The sequence below is a fragment of the Mesorhizobium sp. genome (assembly GCF_041661565.1).
In the GTDB taxonomy this organism is placed as follows: Bacteria; Pseudomonadota; Alphaproteobacteria; order Rhizobiales; family Rhizobiaceae; genus Mesorhizobium.
On record NZ_JBAZUD010000249.1, the window covers coordinates 1 to 3487 of the forward strand.

A 3487-nucleotide genomic window follows, 5' to 3' on the forward strand; every position below is an offset into this window, starting at 1 on the left:
CCGTTCCGGCGTGATCCATGGCGCCAGCCGCATGTCGAGGCCGGTGAAGATCGACGGTCTGTCACGGGCGTTGAGACCGGCGAGCATGGCCAGAGCGTCGTCGCCGCCGACGATCCCCAGGCGAGCCTTGGTTGCCTCGTGCCAAACCGTTTCGGCTTCATCGGACACCAGTTGCGCCGGCCAGCAGACAGGCTCCAGATGTCCGATCGCTCCGCAGGCGGTCGCGCGGGTCGCCGCATACGCTCCCGACATGACGACGATGCAAACCCCGGCGCAGGCAGCCAGCCTGCGCAGTTCTGAGATGCCGAGCCGGCCGCCGTGGCAGGCAATCGCCACGACGCCGAAAAGATTGTACATCGGCGCGCCCCACGCCTCGCCCGCGCCGGTGAACAGCGACGCCACCATCATCAGGATCGCAGGCCCGAGTCCCATCCACAGCAGATAATGGAGAGCCCGTGGCTCGACAGGTGCCTCGTCCAGGCCGCCGGGCGGCATGCCGCGTCGCAGCAGGCCGGATATGGAGAGAACGGCGACGAAACCCGTCAGTCCCGCCAACTGGACGCCTATGTAATAGAGGCGGGCGCGGTGGGCCATGACCCATTCATTGCGGCCCGCGACATAGGTCAGCGGCAGGAAATCGATGCGGTAGAGCTCGATCGCCAGCGGTGCGATGACGGCAATGAACACCGCGAGCGCAATCCAGGGCCAGGGCGTGCCAAGCCGAGCGCGTGCCCGCATGTCGCACAACAGCCAGATGGCGCCGAACAGCAGCAGCAGTCCGGTGGAAAACTTGGCATAGAGCCCGATGCCGGAAACCAGGCCGAGGGCAAGCCACCACCCTGGCCTGCCATCGCGCGCCGCGCGCCATAAAAGCCATGCGATGGCGGCCCAGAACGGCATCTGCGCGTAGTCATGGTTGAATTGCGGCGTCGGCCAGCCGAAGAAATAGATTGTCGGCATCAAAAGCACGGCGGCCAGCGCGCGGGGCCGCCCTAGCATGTCGCGGGCCAGCAGATACACCAGGACGAATGTCGACGAGATCGTCAGTTGAGCCAGAAGGTACTGGGGCCAGCGGAACGATCCGGTCAACAGGTGGCTGGCCTCGAGCAGCCAGGCCGGAAGTTGCGGATGCTTGTATGTCAGCAGCACCCACTCCCGTCCCCACATGAAGCCTTCGACGACATCGCCGGGCGGAGCCGTGTCGACAAGCGCCGGCATCACCGTCCAGCAGGCGATCTGGGTTACGCAAAGAAGCGCCAGCCAAAGCTCGGGTCGGCGCACAAGGGCGGAGGAGAACGGCGGCGAAGCCCGGCTGGTCACTGGCTCGCCCGCCGGCAGCCAAAGATCCATCGGTTCGTCAATCCCAGCCATGTCGAGCCCAGGTCATGTCGGAGGGGATACAGAGAAGTGCAAAGGCGAGGTTCACGAAAAAGTACAGTCGGGGCGCCACTCGGAGACCAAGATTGCGCTGGAATTTTGGCGTTCCTGTCCGTGGACGAGGGAAGCCTTCGTCACAACCAATTGCGAACATCCGGAGCACCGATGCGTCACCGACATGCCGTCATTCACTACCGTGCGCTGGACTTCTGGCTGGCGCGGGGAGCCGTGCTGGTCATCATCAGCCCTGCGGGGGGGGCAGAACGCAAAAGGCCCGCCATCCCGGGCGGGATGGCGGGCCGTTGCGTGAGACGTGGGTGATAGCGGTCTAGTCATCGTCGCCCAGCGTCGGATTCAGCTTGCGCACGACAAACTCGAACAGGATATCCGAGATCCACATGGCGCAGACGCCGATCAGAAACGCCGCGGCCAGCGTGGTCGTATCGTCGGATGGCTCGGGCAGCGGCAGGCCGGTCGCCTTGAAATAGGACACGGCCGGCAAGGTGAGATAGGCCGCCGCAAGCGCACCGCAGATCGGCGAGGCCACCATCTCACGCAGCTTGTATCGATGCCGCGACAGCGCGCGCAGGACGCCGCCGGCAAGGCCGGCCGCAACGACTGGTCCCTTGATGCCGAGGAGTTCGAAAAGATCGTGCATCATGTCATCGCCCTCTCTGTCCGTGCGCGATAGACCGTAAAAGCGCAGACCGTGGCCAACCCGCCCAGCGGCAAGGCCGGGCCAACGTGGCCGTCACGGCTTCCACCCGCACAATCTCTCGCCCTTGCGATTGTGCGCCAGAAGCGCCTTGACCTCCGCGTTCGACAGCCTGTCGACCGCAGCCGAGGACAGCCGCAATGGACTGGAGACCGTACAAAATCCGCCACTGGCGGTGGCGCAGCCGGATGTCGCGGCCAACGCGAGGGTTAATGCGAGCCTCAATCCCTTGCCCATGATTTGAGCTCCTTTCGAGCGTCGGCTGCAGGCAGCGCGCCGATATCGTTCTGCACCTGGTCCGCGATGTCCCGCGCCGCCGCTTCAAGGGCCGCCTGCCTGGCACGCTCGGAGCGTTCACCGGCAAGCCGCTGGCGAAAGCCCCAGCCGAGCGCCGCGATGATGGCGCCGGCGATGCCGAGAATGGTTGGATTGTGGAGCAGGAAGGAAAGAAGCGCGCTCATTGGTTCGCCGCGTCCCTGACCAGATAACCGGCGGCAAAGACGGCTATCGGCAAGAGGGTCGCCCATGTCTCAGGATCGTACCAGGACGGCCAGAGATTGCGCACGAAGACGCCGGAGACCGAAACGGCCGCGGCGGCGATGGTCGCAGCCGTCAGCTTGTTGGTCGGGCGGATGGTCGGTTGCTTGATGGTGGCCATGGTCAGAAAATCCCTTGCAAGACAGCGGCGATGTGGTGCCAGGCGGCGTAGGCAACGACGAGGCAGGCGGCGATGATGCCTCCAGCTTTCGCGGCAAGCGGCACGTCACGGCCGGTCGCAGATCCGGACCGCATCCCCGTTGCGTTGCCGGCAGGCGTTTCGGCCTGGGGTGAAGGCGGGATAGGCGCCGGTTGTGCTGGCTGGACGGGCGTTTTCAGCGGGGGTTGCGCCGACATCAGCAAGGCCTGGGCCCTCACCGACTTAACGCGATCGGACCAGCCGCGCCCGAACGTCGCCCATGTCGGCAGCCGTTTGAGAAACACCAGACGCGCATCGCAGATAAGGTCGATGACGACACCGGCCGGCTTGGCCTTGGCGGCGGCAATAGTGGCAGGCCCGATGCGGCCGTCCTGAACGGCGCCGACCACGGCTTGAAGATATTTGGCGGCTCGGCCCGGGCCGCTGTTCACGGCGAAATCGAACACCGCGTAGTCGACACCATCAGGCAGTTCCGCACCGAGCACCGCATCCCAATAGAACCGCCGGTAGACCGTTGCCACCTGCTCGTCGCTGATCTTGCGCAGATCGGCCTTGGTGGCGTCGGCCTTCACATAGCGCCGGAAATTGGCGAGCGTGACGCCCTTCATGGTGGCCCCGCCTGGGTCGGCGGGGTTGTCCGACCAGCCACCTTCCGAACGAAGGACGAGCGCAAGCGCCCGCGCGAAATTGCGGTCCAT

5 protein-coding genes are annotated in these 3487 nt (G+C 65.3%); all 5 read right to left on the reverse strand.

Annotated features, from left to right (window positions below):
• Positions 1-1371 (reverse strand): glycosyltransferase family 39 protein (locus tag WC739_RS24995; protein WP_372955665.1); only part of this gene is annotated, 1371 nt, incomplete at its 3' end.
• 334 nt (positions 1372-1705) lie between these two features.
• Entirely contained in the window at positions 1706-2035 is a 330-nt protein-coding gene (locus tag WC739_RS25000) for a hypothetical protein (protein ID WP_372955669.1), read from the reverse strand.
• Positions 2036-2313: 278 nt separating this feature from the next.
• Positions 2314-2553 carry an ABC transporter permease gene (locus WC739_RS25005; protein WP_372955666.1) on the reverse strand — a complete coding sequence of 80 codons (240 nt, stop codon included), beginning with the start codon at positions 2551-2553 and terminating at the stop codon, positions 2314-2316.
• On the reverse strand, positions 2550-2750 hold the full coding sequence (locus WC739_RS25010) for a hypothetical protein (RefSeq protein ID WP_372955667.1): 201 nt from the start codon (positions 2748-2750) through the stop codon (positions 2550-2552). The genes WC739_RS25005 and WC739_RS25010 overlap by 4 nt, the downstream gene beginning before the upstream one ends.
• A gap of 2 nt (positions 2751-2752) precedes the next feature.
• The coding region (locus WC739_RS25015; protein ID WP_372955668.1) for a glycoside hydrolase family 108 protein at positions 2753-3487 on the reverse strand (735 nt) is incomplete at its 5' end.

What these genes read in the sequence shown, in the direction of transcription:
- WC739_RS25010 (WP_372955667.1), bottom strand. Translation starts at nt 2,750, where the DNA reads ATGGCCACCATCAAGCAACCGACCATCCGCCCGACCAACAAGCTGACG.
- WC739_RS25005 (WP_372955666.1), bottom strand. Translation starts at nt 2,553, where the DNA reads ATGAGCGCGCTTCTTTCCTTCCTGCTCCACAATCCAACCATTCTCGGC.
- WC739_RS25000 (WP_372955669.1), bottom strand. Translation starts at nt 2,035, where the DNA reads ATGCACGATCTTTTCGAACTCCTCGGCATCAAGGGACCAGTCGTTGCG.